Genomic DNA, 18,529 nt, shown 5'->3' with positions numbered 1-18,529 from the left:
CGGGCCTAAGCCTCGGCCCGTTCCGCAAGTTTCATCCACTCTTCTTCAGCCTTGGCCAAAGCATCGTGACGTTCCAAAAGCGCGTCAGTGCCTTTTTGGAATTTTACCGGCTCATCGGTAAACAAATCAGGCGCCGCGAGAAATTCTTCAAGCTTGGTGATCTCGGCCTCAAAGCGCGCAATTTCCTTGGGAAGCGCTTCCAAACGGTGTTGCTCCACAAAGGACAAGCCGTTGGATTTTGCGGCTGACTTGCTCGCGGAGGCGTTTTTCGAACCGCCCGATCCCGAAGATTTTGCGACGGGTGCAGCCTTTGCCTCTTCTTGACGCTGGGCGCGATAATCGCTCCATCCGCCAGCATAAGCGACGGCGTTACCGTTGCCTTCCATGGCGATGGTTGTTTGGGTCACGCGGTCCAGAAAATCACGGTCGTGGCTGACCAAAAGCACGGTACCGTCGTATTCGCCGATCAAATCTTGCAACAAGTCGAGGGTTTCGACGTCGAGGTCGTTGGTTGGCTCGTCGAGCACCAGAAGGTTGCTTTCACGCGCCATGATTTTCGCTAGCAAAAGACGCGCCTTCTCGCCACCCGAAAGGGAGGACACAGGCGCGCGGGCGCGGGTTTCGTCAAAGAGGAAATCCTTGAGATAACCGATAACATGACGCGGTACGCCACGCACGCTGACTTGGTCGGCTTTGCCCGAAACACGCATATCGGGATCGCCCGTCAGGCTGTCCCAAAGGGTCATATTCGGATCAAGTTGCGACCGATTTTGGTCAAAAACAACGGTTTGAAGTTTGGTGCCGCGTTTTACTGTGCCGCTATCGGCCTCAATGTCGCCAATCAGGATTTTGAGCAACGTGGTTTTGCCAACGCCGTTCGGTCCCACAAAAGCCACGCGATCGCCACGGGCAATTTTGATCGAAAAATCGCTGAGAATCTGTTTGTCATCATAGCGCATCGTCAGGTTTTCGGCTTCGATCACCTTGCGGCCCGATTGCGGACTGGCATCAAAGGCCATCGCGGCCGCACCTTGACGTTTAACTTGTCCGGAACGTTGTTCTTTGAGGTCCCCTAAAGCACGAAGACGGCCTTGGTTACGCGTGCGACGCGCCGAAATACCTTCAACGGCCCATTTGGCCTCGGATTTAATCAGACGATTTAATTTGTGGCGCTGCGAGTCTTCGTCTTCCCACGTTTTATCACGCCACCCCTCAAAAGCTTCGAATCCTTCTTCCAGACGACGCACTTTGCCACGGTCCACCCAGAGGGTCGCGCGGGTCAGGGCATTGAGGAAGGCACGGTCGTGCGAGATCAGAATGAAGCCCGCGCGGGTGGAACGTAATTGATCTTCGAGCCACGCAATGGCTTCGATATCGAGGTGGTTTGTCGGCTCATCGAGCAGCATAAGTTGCGGCTCTTCGGCCAGCAATTTTGCGAGGGCGGCACGGCGTTTCTCGCCGCCAGAAGCCGCAGAAATCAGGGTTTCAGGCTTAAATTTAAGGCCTTCGGCGACCATATCGACCTTATAGGATTCGATAGGGTCAAGTTCACTGGAAGCGAAATCGCCGAGCGTTTCGAAGCCACTTAAATCGGGGTCCTGCTCCATATAGCCAACTCGAACGCCGGGCGACACGATGCGCGCGCCATTATCGGGTTCGATCAACCCCGCCATCACCTTCATCAAGGTTGATTTGCCCGATCCGTTGCGGCCAACAAGGGCCACACGGTCGGCGGGTTGCACCACCAAACTAAGGTCTGAAAACAAGGGATCTCCGCCGAATCCGAGCGAAATATCCGTGAGCTGAAGAAGAGGTATACGTGCCATCAGAGTGCGCTAAACGCCTACCGCGCAAACGTCAAGCACTTAGCCCATGACCGCGCGAAGTAGTCGTTTTCGCGCCGGTGGGATTGCGCCGATTTCAATGCCGGTAAAAACATGCAGCGTGTTCATTTGACGATCCACCACCGCATGATCCGACACCCAGCCCCCCATCATCAGATAGGTTTTGAGCAACGGCGGCATTACCCGCATTGCGTTTTGCGCATTCGGTTTGCGCCGCAATCGTTGGGCAAACTTAAACACCGTCGGCGCTTTTATTTTCGGCAACCAGCGTTTTGGCGCAAGGTGGCGTGCCTTGAGCAAGGCAAAAGCATCTGCATAGGTCGCCGCTTCGACCCCCTTAAAAGACGAGCATCCAAACAGCAATTCCACGCCGCGCGCATCGACATATTGGGTCATAGCGCCCCACGCTACGCGTAAAATATCGGGGTCGCTCAAGTTAGGATCGACACAGAACCGCCCCATCTCGACCATAGGACCACCGAAATCACGCAGGCCCGAAAGCTCGTAATATTGCGCCGAATAGCTGGTGTCGATGTCGGCCCCATTGGGCATATCGAGCATACGAAAACAGCAAACCAGCGCATCTGAGGATACATCCTCGATCAAAACATGCGAGCATCGTTGGTCGTAATCATCCGCGTCCGACCCTGTATCTGGGCCAAAAAACGCCCGGTACCGCAGCGCCTGTGCCAAGGCGACATCGTCTGAAGTCTCGGCCAAACGCGCCCGATATTTTCCGCGGTGAAGATTAAACATAGCACCCCTGTCGATTGCGGCCCTTAAAATAACGAGCACCCCTTTCCATATGGTATACCACTGCTTTACGAAAAAGACGTGACAGGAAATTATTTACGGAGGGTCAAGTGGCTACAATTGAAAAAACGGACGCGGAGTGGCGCGCAATCCTGAGCGATGAAGCTTATAAGGTGACTCGCAAACATGGGACAGAACGCGCGGGCAGCCACGACAACTTCCCCAGAGACGCGGGCGTATTCCGCTGTATCTGTTGTGATTCTGCCCTGTTCGATCAGGACACCAAGTTTGAATCCGGCACAGGCTGGCCCAGTTTTTTCGCCCCAATTGAAGGCGCGCCCGTGGGCGAAACTGAAGATCGCAAATTATTTATGCGTCGCACAGAAGTTCATTGTGACACCTGCGCGGCCCATTTGGGGCACGTGTTTCCCGACGGGCCAAAACCCACGGGATTGCGCTATTGCTTGAATGGCGTAGCGCTTAAGTTTGAAGCGGATTAAGGCAAAAGGCCGGACCGACGGAACCTGTCGGTCTGGCCTGAACGTTATTGATTTCCGGTCAGCGTACTGCCAGTTAGGTTGCCAAAGCTGCCGAACATTTGCGCCAAGAACCCGACACCCGAGATGCCAGAATCGGTAACACGGCGAGACAAGGCCACGACATTGCCATCTTCAATACCAAAGCGTTCAACATTGGAAACAACGCCTTTGTTGTCAAACCGAATGGCAACAACCTGACGGTCGATTTCCTTTGGCTCGCGATATCCAAAGTTCTTCCAAATGGACTGAACATAGAACCAATCACCATCTTGCAAGAGGCCACGCCCCGAAGGCCGCCCAACCGTGGTTTCAACCGTATCAACGGTATCCACCCCCACAAGGACGTTATCGAGAACTTCTTCGGTCGGAACATAACCGTGCTTCCGGATCACAGGCGAACAGGCCGTAATTGTGAAAACGAGCGCACCAAGGCACACCAATTTTGCCGTTTTCTTGCCTAGGCCTGTATTAATTTGCATTACCACCCTCTTGATCTCTTGGTCCTTGGCTTTTATCCGACATACAGAAGGATGCAAATGTTATCAACAATGGAAGCTCCGAACATGACCAATGACCCAACGCCTCAATCGCCTGCTCTCGCACCTTGGGCACACCCTATGCGCGTCGCGGACTTGGCTCAACGCACCGAAACGAAGTTTTCGATTATTCCCAGCGCGGCTGTTCTGAAGGCGATTGCAGCGGATATTGATGTACTGACCCTCAAGAAAATGCGCTTTGAAGGCAAGCTTTCGGCGCGCGGCAAGACCGACTGGGCCCTTGTGGCCAAGCTCGGTGCGACCGTCACCCAGAATTGCGTGGTAACCCTTGTGCCCGTGAACACGCGGGTCGACGTGCCAGTGCAACGCGTGTTTATTGCCGACCACTCGGTTTTTGAGGGCGAGCCGAATGAAGACGGCGAGATTGAAATGCACACTGACGAAACCCGCGAGCCCCTCCAAGGGGTGATCGATTTGGGGGAGATCATGCTCGAAGCCTTGGCTTTGGCAGTTCCGCTCTATCCGCGGGCCGACGGTGCGGCGCTTGAATCGGCCCAATTTACCGCCCCAGGAACCACACCAATGCAAGATGAAGACGCAAGACCGTTTGCAGGGCTTGCAAATCTTTTAAAAACGGGTGACAAGCCCGATAAGAAATAACGAGCGACAGTGTAAAGATTTGCGAAGGCTCTTCGCGATTCGCGCACCAAGAAAGAATTTGCTTGCACCCTAGTGGAATCGCAGTATGTTCCCGGCCTCATTTACGAGACGGTTGGACATGAGCGACAAGCTCGGGTATGTAGCTCGTGAAGATAACAAACACTGGGGTTTAGCACCTGCTTCTCCCCCCGAATTGACCAAGGTTTTGAGACATGGCTGTCCCTAAGAGTAAGATTACAAAGTCCCGTCGCGGCATGCGCCAATCCCACGATTCTCTGACTGCAGAGAATCCGAACGAATGTGGCAACTGTGGCGAACTGAAACGTCCGCACCATGTTTGTGGCGCGTGTGGTCACTATGCCGATCGTGAAATCATCGCTGTAGCTGCCGACGTCGATTTCGACGAAGACGCAGCTTAAGCGGCGGTTTCGCTGGCTCCTGAGCATGACGATCAACACAAAAGATCTGCTGACTTCGGGGGCTTCGCGCACCATAATTTCGGTTGACGCCATGGGTGGCGATCGTGGACCGGCGGCAGTTGTCGCCGGTATTGGGCTTTCTGCATCAAAAAATCCGGCAATTGGTTTCATCGTTCACGGTGACGCCGAAGTGCTTAAAAAGCTTATCAAAAAGCGCCGCCTCGAATCAGTTTGCGAAGTTCGCGACTGTCCGGGCGTCGTCACCATGGATGCCAAGCCGAGCCAAGTTTTGCGCAACGGTAAGGATACGTCTATGTGGTCCACCATCGAAGCCGTCCGAAATGGCGAAGCGACGGTGGCGGTTTCCTGTGGCAACACGGGCGCGTTGATGGCGATTTCAATGATCCGCCTGCGCAAATTGCCGGGTGTGAACCGTCCGGCCATCGCCTGTCTTTGGCCCTCGCTCAGCAAAAGCGGCTTTAATGTCATGCTTGATGTGGGCGCCGATATTCGCGCCGATGAGCAAGATTTACTGCAATATGCCATGATGGGCGCTTCTTATGCGCGCAACGGGTTGGGTATTGCCCGCCCGCGCATTGGCCTGCTGAACGTCGGCACCGAAGAACACAAAGGCCGCGCAGAACTCAAAGCCGCAAATGATTTGATCGCGAGTCACGCTGAACAAGCGGGGATCGACTATGTCGGATTTGTGGAGGGGGGCGATATTCCGTCGGATCGGGTTGACGTCATTGTCACGGATGGGTTCACAGGAAATATTGCGCTCAAAACTGGCGAAGGCACGGCAAATCTGATTTCACAGCAGTTGCGTGCCGCCTTTAAACATTCGCCCTTGTCGCGCCTCGCTGCCCTATTGGCCCTCACCTCCCTGCGCCGTCTGTCCAAACGGATTGATCCGCGTCGGGTGAATGGCGGGGTGTTTTTGGGCCTGAATGGGACTGTGGTGAAATCCCACGGGTCCGCCGATGAAACCGGAATCGCTGCTGCGATCAAACTCGCCTTTACCCTCGCCGAGATCGGTTTTTCCGACAAACTCGCTGCACGGGTTGCATCCTCTGCCGCCTCGCCGCAAGATGCTCAAGAAATGGGCAATTTGGATGGGAACCAAGAATGACAATACGCGCCGTCGTCTCAGGCGTCGGGCATTATCTGCCCGAACGGATTGTTCCTAACAGCGAACTCGAAACCACCGTAGATACAACCGATGAATGGATTCGCACGCGCTCAGGTATTGAGCGCCGCCATTTTGCCGCCGAGGGGGAAAATACCTCCGATTTAGCGATAAATGCCGCCAATGCCGCGCTCAAAGACGCCGGATTGGTCGCAAACGACATCGACGCCATCATCCTCGCCACCTCCACCGCTGATTTCACCTTTCCATCGGCCGCGACCATGGTGCAAGCGGGCATCGGCATGACGCGCGGCTTTGCCTTTGATGTGCAGGCCGTCTGCGCGGGGTTTGTCTATGCATTGGCCAACGCGAATGCGCTTATAGTCTCCGGCCAAGCCAAACGCGTTTTGGTGATTGGCGCAGAAACCTTTAGCCGCATCCTTGATTTTAGCGACCGTGCAACTTGCGTGTTATTTGGCGACGGTGCGGGCGCTTTGATCCTTGAAGCCCAAGAGGGGTCCGGCGAAAACACCGACCGTGGCATTCTTTCCTGCGATTTGCATTCCGATGGCCGATTCAAAGACCTCCTCTATGTGGATGGCGGCACCTCTACGGGCACCTCTGGCCATCTTCGGATGCAAGGACGTGAACTTTTCCGCCACGCCATCGAAAAACTGGCCGAAACGGCGCATGCCTCCCTCGACAAAGCGGGCCTCGCGGGGGACGACGTCGATTGGATAGTGCCACACCAAGCCAACATTCGCATCATCGCGGGCACTGCCAAGAAAATGAACGTGTCCATGGATCGGGTTGTCGTTACCGTCCAAGATCACGGCAATACGTCGGCGGCCTCCATCCCACTTGCCCTCTCGGTGGGCAAGGCGCGTGGCCAGATCAAACAAGGCGATCTCTTGGTAACTGAGGCCATTGGTGGCGGTTTGGCGTGGGGCTCTGTCGTGCTGCGCTGGTAAGGCGACGACCGTTCAAAATCCAATTTTTCGCACGCCCAGACCATTTCTCGACATTTATCAACAAATAAATGCCGATAATCTTACTTTTACCTCCTTGCGCAAGTCATTGATATTGACTCGGAATTTTGACCCGCACTATGCTACACGCCAAGCACGCGGGGCGTTTCTGCCAAGTCCCGTCACTTTCGGATTGGCCCGCGTCGGTGCCAGTTTCAATCAATCAGGGGGTCATGATGAGTGATAAAACACTAACGCGTATGGATTTAAGCGAAGCGGTCTTTCAAGAAGTCGGCCTAAGCCGCAACGAAAGCGCGCAACTGGTTGAAGGCGTTCTGGACCATATTTCCGACGTTTTGTCCGCGGGCGAGTCTGTTAAAATCTCGTCTTTTGGGACATTTGGTGTCCGCGATAAAGCAGCCCGTATCGGTCGCAACCCAAAAACCGGCGAAGAAGTGCCTATTCAACCGCGCCGCGTTCTAACATTCCGCCCGTCGCACTTGATGAAAGAGCGCGTTTCAAACGGCAATAAATAGGCGCGTCTGACTCATGTCCAAATCACAAGATGCGTTTCGTACCATCTCAGAAGTCGCCGACTGGCTTGAAACGCCAGCCCATGTGTTGCGTTTCTGGGAAAGCCGCTTCACCCAAGTGAAGCCCGTAAAACGTGCGGGCGGTCGGCGCTATTACCGCCCCGCCGACATGGAATTGTTGAGCGGCATCAAAAAGCTTCTGCATGAAGATGGCATGACGATTAAAGGCGTGCAAAAACTACTGCGCGCCGAAGGGATTAAGCATGTCGCGGCACTGGGCCAGCCCTTGGATGACGTGGGGATCGACATTCCCCCCGCCCAAGCGGAGCGCACAGCAGACGAAATTCTTGAAGCTACGCGCAGCGCGGCAATTTTTATGCCGAACGCGGCCCCGCCGGCTGAAGAAATAGCGCCGACAAATCAGGTGATTTCGTTCCCTAAACCACCCGAAGTACCAGACGAGGCGCCAGAGGAAATCCCCGACGACGCGCCCGAAGAAATACCGGACGAAACGCCTGACACTCCTCCAGATAATCCTGAGGTTCAAACGGTTGACGAGCCGCCGCTCCAAGCTTCCTTCCTAGACGATATTCCCGAGGTTGAATCCGTTTCTGTGCCAGAGGACTCCGTTCCGGATGAGGTTGTTGCGTTGGAAACCGCCACATTCGACGCTACCGATGATACTTCCAATGTCGACCTGAAAACCGAGTTTGCGGAGAAATCCGAAGGTAACGTCGAAAGCGATGCAGAAGAAGAATCCCTTGTTTCTGAGTTCATCGCCCAAGACCCACCTTCCGAACCCGACATGACCACAGAGACCGATGAAGCCGAGGATAATGACCCTATAGTTCCCGCGTCCCAAGAGCCTGTGGCTTTGCCGCCCGAAATAACGTCCGTCTCACAGCTTTCGCTTCCTGATCCCTCGGAGATTCCCGAAGTTTCGGGCGGGTATTCTGCCTTTCACGCCGATGACCTCGAAGAGGACACGCAAGAATCTGAGCAGAGCGAAACGCCCACTGCGGAACCGCTCCAAACCTCAGATATCGAAGGCACCCCCGAGACGAGTGTTGAAGACAACGTATTCGATGTGGCCTATCCGGAGCCCGATGACTCGCCAAGCGAGGAAGACTTAAACGATCTTGCGGCGCTTGATATTCCCAAATTTGACAGCCCTAATAACCTTCAGGAAACATCCGTTGAGCCGGAGCCTGAAAACATTCCTTTAGAAGCGTCCTCCGATGAGGAGGAATCCGCAGACCCCGCCACGCAGGTCACTTTGGAGACAACGCCCGAATTCTCATCGGAAATTCCGAGTCATGTTGAAAGCGAAGCCACCGAAGATGCGCCGGTTGAAGTCACACCCGAACCCACATTTTCCGCGCCACAAGACCTTGAGCAAACTGACGACACTGCGGTTGACGCCATAGAAACATCGAGCTTCCAAGCGGCTTCGGACCCCCTGCCGGAGGACGAAACCACCTTTGAGCCTGAACCCGATCTTGAAAACAATCCTGAAGCCGAAATGGAAACTGCAGAGGTAACGACAGAGACCGCTCACGGGGATATCACAGACGATTCCGCCGAAGAAGTTACCGAGGGAGCAACCGAAAGTGTTCCTATCGAGGAAACCACTCCCGAACCGGAGGAGCAATCTTTGGAACCTGCGGTGGCTCCTATTCACCAAGAAGACGCCACCGCGCCTTCCCAGAACGCCCCTGTGCCAGACAGCGCACCATCAGACATTCCGAGCGAAGCTGAATCGACCGAAGACGATGCACCAGGCGTTGTTGTCACAACATCTCGCCACCGCCTCACGCGACGCGCAGCGCCCTTCTCGGCCGACAAAAAGTCTGAACTGGCGGAACTTACGGCCCGTCTCTCCGCCCTTCGCAAAACCTATGGCACCGTTTCAAAACCCTCTTTGAAAATTTGATGTTCAAGATGGTAATTCTTGCTTGCCCCCACCGCGAAAAACATTATGAAGAGGCACAAGTCGGGCTATGGCGCAGTCTGGTAGCGCGTCCGTCTGGGGGACGGAAGGTCGCAGGTTCGAGTCCTGCTAGCCCGACCAATTTCAAAAACGTCCGCACCTTTCGGGGCTGCGGACGTTTTTGTAAACTCCATATCCGCACACGTCGCGCGGACATCCGTTTTCCACGGTCCTTGACCGCAGCGCGCCGATTGGCAGCATAAGGTAGCTTCATGAACAACCCCGGCGTCCTTCCCAGCCAAGCCCTCGCTGACATGATTGCCCGTGGCGAAATCATCGGTTCACCTGCGATTGATGCAGCACAAATTCAGCCCGCCTCCCTTGATTTACGTCTCGGAACAGTCGCTTACCGTGTTCGCGCCTCGTTTCTGACCGGACATGGCGCGCGCGTTTCCGAGCGTTTGTCTGAGTTTGAAATGCACCGTGTAGACCTCACAAACGGCGCGGTTTTGGAGAAAGGCTGCGTCTATGTTGTTCCCTTGATGGAAAGCCTCGCACTTCCGGATGGCGTCCAAGCGGTGGCCAATGCCAAATCCTCCACAGGCCGCTTAGACTTGCTGACACGCACCATTACGGACGGCGGCACAGAGTTCGATCGCGTCCCCGCAGGCTACACAGGGCCCCTTTACGCTGAAATATGCCCGCGCAGCTTCTCAGTACTTGTCCGCCCCGGTATGCGGCTGAACCAAATTCGGTTTCGCGCCGGACAGGCCGTGATTTCAGATGCCGACCTCACAGTCATGCACGCCGAGCAAGGCTTGGTCTCAGGCGAAGCCGTCATCTCCGAAGGCCTCGGTTTTTCGGTTGACCTCAGTGCGGGCAAAACGGGCCTTGTCGGCTATCGTGCAAAACCCCATACAGGGGTGATCGACCTTGATTTAATCGGCCACTATGACCCAGCCGAATACTGGGAACCCATTCACACGCATGATGAACGCATTATCCTCGACCCCGGCGCGTTCTATATCCTTGTAAGCCGTGAAGCGGTTCACATCCCGCCAGATTGTGCAGCGGAAATGGCCCCCTACCTCGCAATGGTTGGCGAATTTCGCGTCCATTACGCGGGTTTCTTCGACCCCGGATTTGGCCATGATCCCGCCGGTGGCGCAGGAAGCCGTGGCGTTCTCGAAGTGCGATGCCATGAGGCCCCCTTTGTTTTGGAGCACGGGCAAATCGTGGGTCGCCTAGTGTATGAACGCATGTCCGAGGTTCCCAAACAGTTGTATGGTGCCGACATTGCGTCCAACTATCAGGGCCAAGGCCTAAAACTATCCAAACATTTCAAATAGATATTTGTCAGTAAATATTTGGTGTATCCTCAAGCTCGCTTGATATTCCGGCTTGGACGCTGCGCTCGGTATGCGTTGAAAGCGCCACATAGGTCCGTGTGCCGCGCACCCCCTCGGTCGCATAAAGGCGCGCAAGCAAGCCTTCCAAGGCTTCCGAACTGGCCACACGCACTTTCATAATAAGACAAGCATCCCCCGTTGAAGAATGAACCTCCTCAACTTCCGGAATGTCGGCGAACTGCATTAACGCGGGCGTCTTTCCCCAGCCTGTGGTGTCAACATGTACAAATGCGAGCAATGGTTTGCCTACGGCTTTTCCATCTAACATGGCGACCGTTCCCCGAATGACGCCACGCGCCCGCAACCGCTTCACGCGCTCATGTACGGCAGGGGCCGAAAGGCCGACGATTCCGCCAAGAGTTGCGAAACTCTGGGTCGCATCGACTGCCAACTCGCCTAATATTCTTCGGTCAACAGGGTCTAGTTCGGCGTTCCTTGAACCATTTCCCTGAATCCTGTCTGTATTTTTCGCCATGCTGTCGAATCCCTATCGCCGAATACAATTCGGTTGTTATAGGGTTTTTCAAACTCCTATTCAAATGAGACCCGCCATGAACCGTTCTGTCCTGTTGTTGACCGCCATTGTTGGCGTGGTCGGGTCCAACTCTCTGGTCCTGTCGCCCATTGCCGCCAAAGTCGCCCTCTCCCTTGGAGCAGACTCACCCGCTGGCGTGATGACAGCCGCCGCTCTTTACGGCCTCGGAGTCGCGGCGGCAGCGTTGGTTCTGGCTCCCCTCGCCGACCGGTTTGGCGCCGCCCGATCCCTTCGCGTCGCCCTCGTTTTACTTGCCCTAGCCCTTGCAGCTTCCGCCCTATCCAACACCGTATTCATGCTCTGTTTCGCCCAGAGTATCGCGGGAATCGGCGCAGGTGTCGCCATCCCCGCCCTCTATACTCTTGCCGCCCAGATCGCTCCAAAAGGCCAAGAGGCCCGCGTCATTGGCACGGTTTTGACGGGTTGGACACTCTCAATGGTCGGAGGCGTCACGCTTTCTGCCTATGTGGCCGACTTCTTTGGGTGGCAATATGTCTACGGAGGGCTTTGCTTTGCTGTTTTTGCGGTGCTCGTCCCCCTCGCGCGCATGGACCTGCCCCTGCAATTAGCGAGCCAATCGGCAACCTCCCCACTCACGGCCTTAAAGGTTGAAGGAATCGTCCCAGCACTCGTTGCGGTCGCGCTTCTTGGACTCGGATTTTATGGTGTTTACAACTACTTAGGCGCTCATCTTGAAGTAAATCTCAATCGCCCCGTTCGCGATGCGGGCATCCTAACGCTCCTCTATGGCCTCGGTTTCGCAGGGGCCATGGCCTTTGACGGGATCTTGGATCGGATCCCCGTTGTACGCGGATTGGCAGGTATATTTGCCCTGCTCACTGGGTTTTATCTGGTGCTTATTTGGGCGTCATCTAGCTATATGCTGCTGTTGTTGATCATCCCAGCATGGGGTATTTTGGAACATCTCGGCCTCAACCTAACCGTTGGATGGTTGACCCGTCTCGATCCCGCCCAACGCGGCGCGATTATGGGCCTAAACTCCGCGGTAATGTACCTCAGCGTTTTTGTGGCAACTCTCGTTTACCGTCCGGGCTTTACTACTTACGGCCTCGCGATTTGTGGTCTCATTTCCGCCGGACTAAGCCTGTTTGCCGTGGTCTACGTCCTACAATCGCGCAGAAAAACGGCGGTTCCGACCGCTGTTGTCTAAAACTTCGAATTCCGGCGTGTCATTTGTGCGAGTTTGCGACTGCGCTTGGCGTCTTCTTTGGCTTGAATCTGTTGCTCTGGCGTCAATTTGGACGTGCTGCCCTTGCCCATTCCCGAGGCCATATTGATACCTTTGCTAATACCGCCGTTAACCAAGCGACGTAAAATCTGGTTGATAATCATCTTAATAATCCGGTCGATATTCATGTTCGCGTCCTCATCGTTGCTGTGCACACAGGCCAAGTATCGCATAATTTCAGCGAAACTGTGGCGTAATCTTAAAACATTTCGCCTTGATCAATACCATCTATCGATTCATCGTCGTCATCTTCAGTATGGTCTGGCATCCCTGGAATAAGTCCGGGCGGTGGTCGATTTTCCAACAATCCAGCGGCACGCAACTCTTTAAGGCCGGGCAGATCGCGCGCGTTCTCTAGACCAAAGTGATCCAGAAACCCTTGAGTTACAACAAAAGTTACCGGTCGCCCCGGTGTCATCCGACGCCGCCCGAACCGAATCCATTCCATCTCAAGAAGTTGGTCAATCGTTCCACGTGACACCGAAACGCCGCGAATTTCTTCTATTTCTGCGCGGGTTGCAGGCTGGTGATAGGCGATAATCGCCAGTGTTTCGATGGCGGCGCGCGAGAGTTTGCGCGTTTCCACAATCTCTTTTTGCATCAAGTAACTTAGGTCACCCGCCGTGCGCACGGCCCAAGCATCCCCGACCCGATTGATTGTCACTCCCCGCCCTTCATACCGTTTACGAAGGTAAACAAGCGCCTCCGACGCATCGCACCCATGCGGCATCCGTGCTTCGAGTTCGCGCACAGTAACGGGTTCGGAACTCGCAAAAAGAATGGCCTCAACCATGCGCTCTTGCTCGGCCAGCGGAGGGGCCTCAAACAGGCTCTCTTCCATTTGTGGGGCCGGATCGGCGAGGTTTTGGGGGTCAATCGCCATTGGAAACTGCCCTCTTTCTGATTTGAATGGCCGAAAATGCGTCACCTTGACGTATCTCGATTTGCCCCGCTTTCACCAACTCAAGCGAGGCTGCAAATGTTGAGGCCGTGGCGCTGCGCCGTTTTGCGGGATCAAAGTTCCACCCCTCCGGCAAATAGGTCTCAAGCCCCGTCCAATCCCCCGCATAGCCAATCAACCCGCGCAGGCGTTCAAGGGCTTGCTCCATGGTTAAAATCGAGTGGCGATCCAAAACAAAGGGGCGAAAATCGTCTCGGGTACGCGTGCGCGCATATCCCTGCATCAGGTCCAAAAGCGTCGCCGAATACGTCACTTTGCGCACGCGCTCCACGGTTTCTGGGAAGCCACGCGCAAAGAAATCCCGCCCTAATTGATCCCGAGCCATCAGTTGGGCTGCACAATCGCGCATCGCTTGCAAACGTTCCAACTGATAGGCCAAGTGCGCGGCCAGTTCTTCGCCCGTAGGCCCGTCTTCACCGGGAATCGGGGGCAAAAGGAGCCGTGATTTCAAGAAAGCCAACCACGCGGCCATAACTAAATAGTCAGCAGCCAATTCAATACGCAACGCCTTCGCTTGATCGATAAACCTTAGGTATTGCTCAGCCAATTCGGTCACCGAAATACGCCGCAAGTCCACCTTTTGGGTGCGGCTGAGCGACAACAAAAGGTCGAGCGGTCCGGCAAACCCCTCCACATCCACAATCAGAGATTCCGCCGCCAAACGTTCCTCAACAGAGAGGTCATCCGCTGTTTTTTTGGCCAATTCTTCTGATGCGAACAGGTTTTCAGACACGGCCAGCTCCAGACAAAAGTGCGCGATGTTCAGCTTCTAAAATGGAAATATCCGCGTCATCTGGGGCGCGGCGTGTCGCCAAGGCATTTTGCGCACGTATTTTCGCAACATCTGTCAGAGGGCCCGCGGCCTCGGCGACGGCTTCCATTTCCGACAGGATTCCGTTGCAATGCAAAACCACGTCAATGCCCGCTTCCCGACAGGCCGCCGCGCGTGTGGCTGGCGTTCCCGAGAGAGCTTCCATCGACAAATCGTCACTCATCAGTAGACCAGAGAAGCCGATATACTGACGGATCAAACGGATCATTTTTAGGGATGTTGTTGCAGGAACCGTGTCATAAGCCTCGTAAACAACATGAGCGCTCATCGCCATGGGGAGGTCATTGAGCGCCTTAAAGGGAGCAAAATCATGCGCCGCCAGAAGCTCGGCTGTTGCGTCTGTGCGTGGGAGGTCTTTGTGGCTATCAACACTCGCGCGCCCGTGCCCTGGCATATGTTTCGCCACAGGGAAAACGCCCCCATCACGCAAACCACTGGCAACCGCGCGGCCTATTTTCACAACCATTTCAGGGATTTCGCCATAGCAACGGTTGGCCAAAACACCATGAGTTTCCGGACGAACCAAATCCAAAACGGGTGCGCAATTTGCGTCAATGCCGACGGCCAGTAATTCCTGTGCCATGATCCGCGAACGCAAATACATGCTGCGCTCAGGGTGAGAGGACGTCGCGACCTCGTCAAGTGCTGGCAGCCATTCGCGCCAATGTGGAGCGCGCATGCGGGCCACGCGACCACCCTCTTGGTCGATCAATATCGGCGCGTCACAACCAACACTGTTTCGCAAATCAGATGTCAATTTTGAAAGTTGTTCGGGCGACTCAATATTTCTGGCAAACAGTATAAATCCAAAGGGCTTGATCCGAGCAAAAAAATCGGACTCTGCGCGCAGGAGTTCTGGTCCTAAACAGCCGAAAATGACGGCGCTTGTCGCGGTCTGAATAGCAGTATTCTCGCTCATTTACGTATCACAACGGAAATACATTCCGCTCCTTCAGCTTGAAGCGCGGCACAAAATTGGCGGGCTTCGTTGATCGTGTCAAACCCGTGCACACGCAAACGATAGAACGCGCGACCGCCACTTTCGGCTTGCTGGATGACCCGTGTTTTTCCCGACATAAAGTCTTCAAATTTGGCCGCTTTCTTGTCCCATTCCGCGCGGGCAATTTCGGCACTTGGATAAGCGCCGAGCTGTGCCAAATTGGTACCGGCGGGTAGATTTTCAGGGGCTATTTCGACAGCACTTAATCCTTGCAACTCCCCGTCTTCGCCTACCTGTGTCGACGATACTGCGCTGGTTTGGCTCGCGATGATGCGTTGCTCCAAAACACGATCCGAGAAATCCGCAGGACGATCAAGAGGACGTGGCGATTTCGAAACGCCCGGTACTGAAATGGCTATGGCATCCGGCTGGAGATCATCACCGCTCAACTCGGTCGCAAGGGCTTGATCTTCGTTATCATCCAAGAGCACTTGTTCTGAAGCCGCAACAACATCCAACGCAGCAGGCGCTTTGATCGCAATCTCTTGCTTGGGCGTTTCGATGGAGATTTCTTCCGCAACTGCCTCTTCAATTTCATCAACCTCGGGCACCGAAGGAGTATCGAACGCTTGCGGGGCATTTGCTACAACTGCTTCAAGTTTTTTAGGGGTTTCGGGTGTCTGCTCCGAGCTTTTTTCGGTACCTTTGAGGGATATAATGGGGGCGGATAACACTCCATCCCCTTCCCGAATTTCGACCGGTGATGGCGCAAGAACCAACCGATCAGCTGTCGCTTCCGCCTCGCCTGCGGCCTGAACCGCGTTCACCGCGAGTCCTTGATAGGTCGCCAATTCGCCCCCTGGATCTTCGGGTTGAATGCGCATGGGCCCCTCAAGAGCCTTAACAATTGGAATGCCCGAAACGTCACGCACCGCCAAGCGATACCCCCAAAAACCGAGTCCCAAAACCAAAGCGATGGATGTCGCAGCGCCGACAAGGTTCAATATTTTTGCCATTGGCCGTGCAGGTTTATGCGCGGGTTCGGGAATGGGGTCGGGCACAGATTGCGCGCGGTTTGCCGGAACAAAAATATACGCGGATTCAGCCTCTACCTCTTTGGTATCAGCACGGGAATCCACACGCGAGTAGACGCGATCGAACGCCTCGGGTTGGTTAGAAACTTCGGGCTGAAGTGTGATTTGTGGCTGGTAAGATGGCGGTGGCAAATCCTCCAAATCGATGTCTTCACGGGGGCCACGACGGGTTGAACGGCTATCGTCCGCCTGCACTCCTGCGGGCCGACCTTGGACGTATTGCGTGGGATCAAAAGGCCGAGACGCCGTTTTCCGCGCCCCAGAACGGCCCGTCGGACGCCCGTCAGAATCCAACTCCTCGCCAAGGGAGGGCAGGGAAAAATCTTGGGGTTTGGGGGGTCGCCCAGAGGGGCGCTCCTGCTCGCTCATGTTTGCCTCGCCACAATCTTAACATGGGGCAAATGCCCCCTGTATTGCTTAAGATCCGGCTCAATTGCCCTTGTCGTCAGCGCATTTCCTGAACCGGAGTAACTCCGAGAATACCAAGACCTGAAGAAATAACAACGCCTGCTGCCCGAATGAGCGCAATTTTAGCTTGCGACGTTGCCACTTCACCCTCTTGGATAAACCGAAGCGTCACATCATCGTTGCCAAGGTTCCACAAGGCATGCACCTCGGAGGCAATATCAAAGAGGTAAAACGCGATGCGATGCGGTTCATTTGTACGCGCTGCGATTTCGACCATTCGCGGCCATTCCGCGATTTTCTTGGCCAAGGAAATCTCCGACGGATGGATCAGTCCACTAAGATCGGCAGCGATCAAGTCTTTGTCTTCGCAGGAAATTCCCGCCTCGGTCGCCTTGCGCAAAACCGAGTTCACCCGCGCATGTGCGTATTGAACATAGAACACGGGATTATCTTTGCTTTGCTCCTGAACCTTGGCAAAATCAAAATCCAAGGGCGCGTCGTTTTTGCGGGTAAGCATCACAAAACGGGTCACATCGGGGCCAACTTGCTCGACCAGATCGCGCAACATAATGAAGGTCCCTGCCCGTTTGGACATTTTGAACGGCTCGCCATCCTTAAACAGACGGACAAGCTGGGTCAATTTCACGTCAAGAGAGACTTCGCCGCCCGAAAGTGCGGAAACCGCTGCCTTCATGCGCTTCACATAGCCACCATGATCCGCGCCGAAGACGTCGATCAACTGGTCAAATCCGCGCTCTATTTTGGTATAGTGATAGGCAATATCAGGGGCGAAATACGTCCATGCGCCATCTGATTTCATAACGGGGCGATCCACGTCATCGCCATGCTCTGTTGACTTAAACAAGGTTTGCTCGCGGGGTTCCCAGTCTTCGGGGAGCTTGCCTTTGGGGGCCTCAAGAGTGCCCGTATAGATCAAGCCTTGCATGCGAAGCGCCTCAATGGCACCTTCGATTTGGCCCGTGCCATAGAGGGCTTTCTCGCTTGAGAAAACGTCCATCTCGACACCCAAACTCGCAAGGTCTTCGCGGATCAGATGCATCATCGCGTCGATGGAAAAATCGCGCAACATAGGAAGCCACTCGGCCTCCTCCATTTTTGTCAGCTTATCGCCGTAAACTTCGGCAAGAGTTTTGCCGACGGGGATCAAATAGTCGCCCGGATAAGTGCCATCCTCAAATGCCACTTCTTGGCCAAGCGCCTCAAGATAGCGTAGGTAAACCGACCGCGCGAGCACATCAACCTGTGCGCCACCGTCGTTTATATAGTACTCGCGGGTCACGTCATAGCCCGCGTAATCCAGCAAGCTTGACAGCGCATCACCAAAAACCGCGCCGCGTGTGTGGCCTACATGCAAGGGGCCTGTGGGGTTGGCGGAGACAAACTCAACGTTTACCTTAATGCCCGCGCCCAGAGTAGAACGGCCAAAATTTGGGTCCGCAAGAGCCGTTTTGACAATCCCATGCCAAAGATTAGGAGCCAAACGCAAATTCAAAAAACCGGGGCCAGCAACTTCGGCAAGGTCAATGCGCGGATCCGCAGTCAGCTTGAGCGCCAAAGCATCGGCCACATCGCGTGGTTTCATTTTGGCGGGTTTGGCCAAAACCATTGCTGCATTCGTTGCCATATCGCCGTGAGCTGCATCGCGCGGAGGCTCAACTGCGACGTTCGCAAAATCGAGTCCTTCGGGCAAAATCCCCTCGGATGTCATGGCATTAAGGCTCTCGATCACGAGGCCACGAATTTCGGCAAAAAGGTTCATTCTTTGGTTCCTATAGCTATGCTCGCGGTTTAGCATGATCTACGGAACA

General features: G+C 54.8%; 19 protein-coding genes and 1 tRNA gene. 10 read left to right on the top strand and 10 right to left on the bottom strand.

Annotation, left to right across the window (positions count from 1 at the left end):
- Positions 1 to 5: 5 nt before the first annotated feature.
- Positions 6 to 1,826, bottom strand: coding sequence for an ATP-binding cassette domain-containing protein (locus tag AB9F27_RS15755; protein WP_335584883.1), 1,821 nt, complete (start codon positions 1,824 to 1,826; stop codon positions 6 to 8).
- Positions 1,827 to 1,865: 39 nt separating this feature from the next.
- Complete coding sequence (locus tag AB9F27_RS15750) at positions 1,866 to 2,600, bottom strand: GNAT family N-acyltransferase (protein ID WP_335584882.1); 735 nt, start codon at positions 2,598 to 2,600, stop codon at positions 1,866 to 1,868.
- Positions 2,601 to 2,707: 107 nt separating this feature from the next.
- Here AB9F27_RS15750 and msrB point away from each other — a divergent pair, with 107 nt between their 5' ends.
- Complete coding sequence (gene msrB, locus AB9F27_RS15745) at positions 2,708 to 3,097, top strand: peptide-methionine (R)-S-oxide reductase MsrB (protein WP_335584881.1); 390 nt, start codon at positions 2,708 to 2,710, stop codon at positions 3,095 to 3,097.
- 44 nt (positions 3,098 to 3,141) lie between these two features.
- On the opposite strand, the gene AB9F27_RS15740 is transcribed toward msrB, so the two are convergent.
- Positions 3,142 to 3,615 carry an outer membrane protein assembly factor BamE gene (locus AB9F27_RS15740; RefSeq protein ID WP_335584880.1) on the bottom strand — a complete coding sequence of 158 codons (474 nt, stop codon included), beginning with the start codon at positions 3,613 to 3,615 and terminating at the stop codon, positions 3,142 to 3,144.
- Between the two features lie 57 nt (positions 3,616 to 3,672).
- Here AB9F27_RS15740 and AB9F27_RS15735 point away from each other — a divergent pair, with 57 nt between their 5' ends.
- The 8 genes from AB9F27_RS15735 (at position 3,673) to AB9F27_RS15700 (ending at position 10,621) form a co-directional block, all read left to right on the top strand.
- Positions 3,673 to 4,293 (top strand): DUF177 domain-containing protein, encoded by a 621-nt coding sequence (locus tag AB9F27_RS15735; protein WP_335584879.1) that lies wholly within the window; start codon positions 3,673 to 3,675, stop codon positions 4,291 to 4,293.
- A 212-nt stretch (positions 4,294 to 4,505) separates the two neighbouring features.
- A complete protein-coding gene (rpmF, locus tag AB9F27_RS15730) occupies positions 4,506 to 4,712 on the top strand; it encodes a 50S ribosomal protein L32 (RefSeq protein ID WP_335584878.1) in 207 nt (68 codons plus the stop codon).
- 25 nt (positions 4,713 to 4,737) lie between these two features.
- Positions 4,738 to 5,844: a phosphate acyltransferase PlsX gene (gene plsX, locus AB9F27_RS15725; protein WP_335584877.1), complete on the top strand. Its 1,107-nt coding sequence runs from the start codon at positions 4,738 to 4,740 to the stop codon at positions 5,842 to 5,844.
- The gene (locus tag AB9F27_RS15720) at positions 5,841 to 6,812 is read left to right on the top strand and encodes a beta-ketoacyl-ACP synthase III (RefSeq protein WP_039002213.1); all 972 of its coding nucleotides are present in this window, start codon (positions 5,841 to 5,843) and stop codon (positions 6,810 to 6,812) included. The genes plsX and AB9F27_RS15720 overlap by 4 nt, the downstream gene beginning before the upstream one ends.
- A 233-nt stretch (positions 6,813 to 7,045) precedes the next feature.
- Positions 7,046 to 7,345, top strand: a complete 300-nt coding sequence (gene ihfA, locus AB9F27_RS15715) for an integration host factor subunit alpha (RefSeq protein ID WP_039002211.1) — start codon at positions 7,046 to 7,048, stop codon at positions 7,343 to 7,345.
- A gap of 13 nt (positions 7,346 to 7,358) precedes the next feature.
- Positions 7,359 to 9,275, top strand: coding sequence for a MerR family transcriptional regulator (locus AB9F27_RS15710; RefSeq protein WP_335584876.1), 1,917 nt, complete (start codon positions 7,359 to 7,361; stop codon positions 9,273 to 9,275).
- A gap of 61 nt (positions 9,276 to 9,336) precedes the next feature.
- A tRNA-Pro gene (locus AB9F27_RS15705) sits at positions 9,337 to 9,413 on the top strand.
- 131 nt (positions 9,414 to 9,544) lie between these two features.
- Positions 9,545 to 10,621, top strand: a complete 1,077-nt coding sequence (locus AB9F27_RS15700; protein ID WP_335584875.1) for a 2'-deoxycytidine 5'-triphosphate deaminase — start codon at positions 9,545 to 9,547, stop codon at positions 10,619 to 10,621.
- A gap of 7 nt (positions 10,622 to 10,628) precedes the next feature.
- On the opposite strand, the gene AB9F27_RS15695 is transcribed toward AB9F27_RS15700, so the two are convergent.
- Positions 10,629 to 11,156, bottom strand: coding sequence for an Lrp/AsnC family transcriptional regulator (locus tag AB9F27_RS15695; RefSeq protein ID WP_335584874.1), 528 nt, complete (start codon positions 11,154 to 11,156; stop codon positions 10,629 to 10,631).
- A gap of 76 nt (positions 11,157 to 11,232) precedes the next feature.
- Between AB9F27_RS15695 and AB9F27_RS15690 the strand changes: the two genes are divergently transcribed.
- Entirely contained in the window at positions 11,233 to 12,387 is a 1,155-nt protein-coding gene (locus AB9F27_RS15690) for an MFS transporter (RefSeq protein WP_335584873.1), read from the top strand.
- On the opposite strand, the gene AB9F27_RS15685 is transcribed toward AB9F27_RS15690, so the two are convergent.
- The 6 genes from AB9F27_RS15685 to argS all read right to left on the bottom strand — a co-directional run bounded on the left by AB9F27_RS15685 (position 12,384) and on the right by argS (position 18,480).
- A complete protein-coding gene (locus AB9F27_RS15685; protein ID WP_039002204.1) occupies positions 12,384 to 12,593 on the bottom strand; it encodes a hypothetical protein in 210 nt (69 codons plus the stop codon). The two genes, AB9F27_RS15690 and AB9F27_RS15685, sit on opposite strands and share 4 nt — an antisense overlap.
- A gap of 71 nt (positions 12,594 to 12,664) precedes the next feature.
- Complete coding sequence (gene scpB / locus AB9F27_RS15680; RefSeq protein ID WP_335584872.1) at positions 12,665 to 13,348, bottom strand: SMC-Scp complex subunit ScpB; 684 nt, start codon at positions 13,346 to 13,348, stop codon at positions 12,665 to 12,667.
- Positions 13,338 to 14,159 carry a ScpA family protein gene (locus AB9F27_RS15675; protein ID WP_335584871.1) on the bottom strand — a complete coding sequence of 274 codons (822 nt, stop codon included), beginning with the start codon at positions 14,157 to 14,159 and terminating at the stop codon, positions 13,338 to 13,340. The genes scpB and AB9F27_RS15675 overlap by 11 nt, the downstream gene beginning before the upstream one ends.
- On the bottom strand, positions 14,152 to 15,177 hold the full coding sequence (nagZ, locus tag AB9F27_RS15670) for a beta-N-acetylhexosaminidase (RefSeq protein ID WP_335584870.1): 1,026 nt from the start codon (positions 15,175 to 15,177) through the stop codon (positions 14,152 to 14,154). The genes AB9F27_RS15675 and nagZ overlap by 8 nt, the downstream gene beginning before the upstream one ends.
- Entirely contained in the window at positions 15,174 to 16,661 is a 1,488-nt protein-coding gene (locus AB9F27_RS15665) for an SPOR domain-containing protein (RefSeq protein ID WP_335584869.1), read from the bottom strand. The genes nagZ and AB9F27_RS15665 overlap by 4 nt, the downstream gene beginning before the upstream one ends.
- Before the next feature lie 76 nt (positions 16,662 to 16,737).
- Entirely contained in the window at positions 16,738 to 18,480 is a 1,743-nt protein-coding gene (gene argS / locus AB9F27_RS15660) for an arginine--tRNA ligase (protein ID WP_335584868.1), read from the bottom strand.
- Positions 18,481 to 18,529: the final 49 nt, after the last annotated feature.

This window comes from Falsihalocynthiibacter sp. CO-5D18, from assembly GCF_041205445.1.
Classification (GTDB): Bacteria; Pseudomonadota; Alphaproteobacteria; order Rhodobacterales; family Rhodobacteraceae; genus Falsihalocynthiibacter; species Falsihalocynthiibacter arcticus.
Note: the sequence above shows the minus strand (reverse complement) of the source record. Positions and strands in the feature narration are given on the sequence as shown.

Bases quoted from the DNA above. Each gene is read 5' to 3' on its own strand.
- AB9F27_RS15720 (WP_039002213.1), top strand. From the start codon at position 5,841: ATGACAATACGCGCCGTCGTCTCAGGCGTCGGGCATTATCTGCCCGAA.
- scpB (WP_335584872.1), bottom strand. From the start codon at position 13,348: ATGGCGATTGACCCCCAAAACCTCGCCGATCCGGCCCCACAAATGGAA.
- AB9F27_RS15755 (WP_335584883.1), bottom strand. From the start codon at position 1,826: ATGGCACGTATACCTCTTCTTCAGCTCACGGATATTTCGCTCGGATTC.
- plsX (WP_335584877.1), top strand. From the start codon at position 4,738: ATGACGATCAACACAAAAGATCTGCTGACTTCGGGGGCTTCGCGCACC.
- AB9F27_RS15685 (WP_039002204.1), bottom strand. From the start codon at position 12,593: ATGAATATCGACCGGATTATTAAGATGATTATCAACCAGATTTTACGT.
- argS (WP_335584868.1), bottom strand. From the start codon at position 18,480: ATGAACCTTTTTGCCGAAATTCGTGGCCTCGTGATCGAGAGCCTTAAT.
- AB9F27_RS15710 (WP_335584876.1), top strand. From the start codon at position 7,359: ATGTCCAAATCACAAGATGCGTTTCGTACCATCTCAGAAGTCGCCGAC.
- AB9F27_RS15695 (WP_335584874.1), bottom strand. From the start codon at position 11,156: ATGGCGAAAAATACAGACAGGATTCAGGGAAATGGTTCAAGGAACGCC.
- AB9F27_RS15740 (WP_335584880.1), bottom strand. From the start codon at position 3,615: ATGCAAATTAATACAGGCCTAGGCAAGAAAACGGCAAAATTGGTGTGC.
- AB9F27_RS15665 (WP_335584869.1), bottom strand. From the start codon at position 16,661: ATGAGCGAGCAGGAGCGCCCCTCTGGGCGACCCCCCAAACCCCAAGAT.
- AB9F27_RS15690 (WP_335584873.1), top strand. From the start codon at position 11,233: ATGAACCGTTCTGTCCTGTTGTTGACCGCCATTGTTGGCGTGGTCGGG.
- AB9F27_RS15750 (WP_335584882.1), bottom strand. From the start codon at position 2,600: ATGTTTAATCTTCACCGCGGAAAATATCGGGCGCGTTTGGCCGAGACT.
- nagZ (WP_335584870.1), bottom strand. From the start codon at position 15,177: ATGAGCGAGAATACTGCTATTCAGACCGCGACAAGCGCCGTCATTTTC.
- AB9F27_RS15700 (WP_335584875.1), top strand. From the start codon at position 9,545: ATGAACAACCCCGGCGTCCTTCCCAGCCAAGCCCTCGCTGACATGATT.
- AB9F27_RS15735 (WP_335584879.1), top strand. From the start codon at position 3,673: ATGTTATCAACAATGGAAGCTCCGAACATGACCAATGACCCAACGCCT.
- ihfA (WP_039002211.1), top strand. From the start codon at position 7,046: ATGAGTGATAAAACACTAACGCGTATGGATTTAAGCGAAGCGGTCTTT.
- rpmF (WP_335584878.1), top strand. From the start codon at position 4,506: ATGGCTGTCCCTAAGAGTAAGATTACAAAGTCCCGTCGCGGCATGCGC.